The sequence below is a fragment of the Elusimicrobiota bacterium genome, from assembly GCA_026388095.1.
Classification (GTDB): Bacteria; Elusimicrobiota; Elusimicrobia; order UBA1565; family UBA9628; genus UBA9628.
The window spans coordinates 1-1528 of sequence record JAPLKL010000001.1 but is presented as its reverse complement, the minus strand read 5'-3'; the positions used below and the strand labels follow the sequence as shown (position 1 = coordinate 1528).

Annotated in this window: 1 protein-coding gene; it reads right to left on the bottom strand. The window is 63.9% G+C overall.

Annotated elements, in window-relative coordinates; genetic code table 11:
• Positions 1–301: 301 nt before the first annotated feature.
• Positions 302–1087, bottom strand: coding sequence for a hypothetical protein (locus tag NTY77_00005; protein MCX5793861.1), 786 nt, complete (start codon positions 1085–1087; stop codon positions 302–304).
• Positions 1088–1528 lie beyond the last annotated feature (441 nt).

Genomic DNA, 1528 nt, shown 5'->3' with positions numbered 1-1528 from the left:
TGCCGGTTTTCCGTCGGACAATCCCGACCGGAGGCTGTTTCATCAGGGTTTGTTGCGTCGCGCGACGGATTTTCCCAGGACAGGAGTGGTCCGGACACAGTCCTTTCGGTAGCGGGCAACAGTCCATCCCCGAACTGGCCCAGACGGGCGCAGCCTGTCTGGGCCAGTCGCGCCGAAGGCGCCATCCTTCGTGCAACCTATCGGATGGGTTCTGCCGCCCCGCTTCGCGGGTCGGTTGCGCCCGGCAGACGGCCGCCGGGCGCTCGCAGAACGAACTTTATCAGCAGCCTGCTAGCCGCCTCTAGGGGCAGGGCCGGGCCCGGCGCCCGGCGATGTGCAGCTTCTTGAGGCTGTCGAGGATGAAGGGGCGGTTGCCCGCGATGGGGTCTTCCACGGCCTGCTCGCTGTTGAAGGTCCCCAGAAGCGCGAAGCATGACCGGCCGCCCTTGCCCCCCTCCTCCCAGCGGTAGACGCGGTACTCGTAGAACTTGGGGCAGACGTTGCAGGAGAGCGGGTCGTCGGGCAGGAACTCGACGGACTCCGCCTCGATGCCGTAGGTCGAGCCGCCGAGCGCGAGCCAGTCGAAATCAACGACCGGCCCGGACCCGTAGGATCTTCCGAACTTCTTGAGCTCGCGCCAGGCCTTATGGGCCGGGTCATAGCCCAGGACATGCATGACCGAGACGTCCCGGGACGCGCCGTTGTACCCTGAGTAGAAGACGATCTCGGGCTTGCCGTCATTGGTCACGTCTTGGACGCCGATGCCGTTCTTCTCGGTGTCTTTCACGAAGAAGACGGACTGCGGCTCCGCGGAAGTCTTGGGGGACGTCGGCAGGAAGCGATAGACGACCGCGCCGTCGCGCACCACGAGCAGGTCCACGGGCTGCAGGGGATCGCCGACGCCGGAGCGGCCCGCCGGCCGCTTGGACTTGAGCAGCAGGACGCTGCTGGGGGCGGCTTGGTCGCCCCAGGCGACGGACGCGGATTTGACCAAGTCCCATTGCTTCGCGTCGTAGAGCTGCAGGGCGACGTTGGGGCCGGCGCAGGACCAAGAGGCGATGGCCAGAAGCGAGAAGAGCGGCGTCATAATGCGGGGATTATAGCACACCCCTGGCCGCGGCAAGCCTTGCTATGCCGGCTTTCTGGATATGGTATTATCGGTTCGATGAAGCCGAACCGCGCGTATTCCCTTGCGGTCCCGGCCACTCTGGCCTTTGGTCTCCTGAGCCTGCAGGGATGCGGGCGGCCCGTAGTCCGGCAAGCCCCTGCAGGCCGGATAGTCCATTTCCAACCCAAGGAAGATTTCAGCGCGCTCTTGCTCGGCACCGGCTGCCCCATCCATTCTGTTAAGAGATCCAGCCCCAGCACCTTGATCCAGTACAAGGGACGCATGATTCGCTCAATTTGTGACGCCTCCGCTGAATTTTCCCGTAATTTCGTGCGTGTGAGATATTCCTAAACATGTTAGACTACTGCACCACCACGCCGAGGTATCCCCTGTTGCGGGGATGCTACCGGCGTGGCTTTT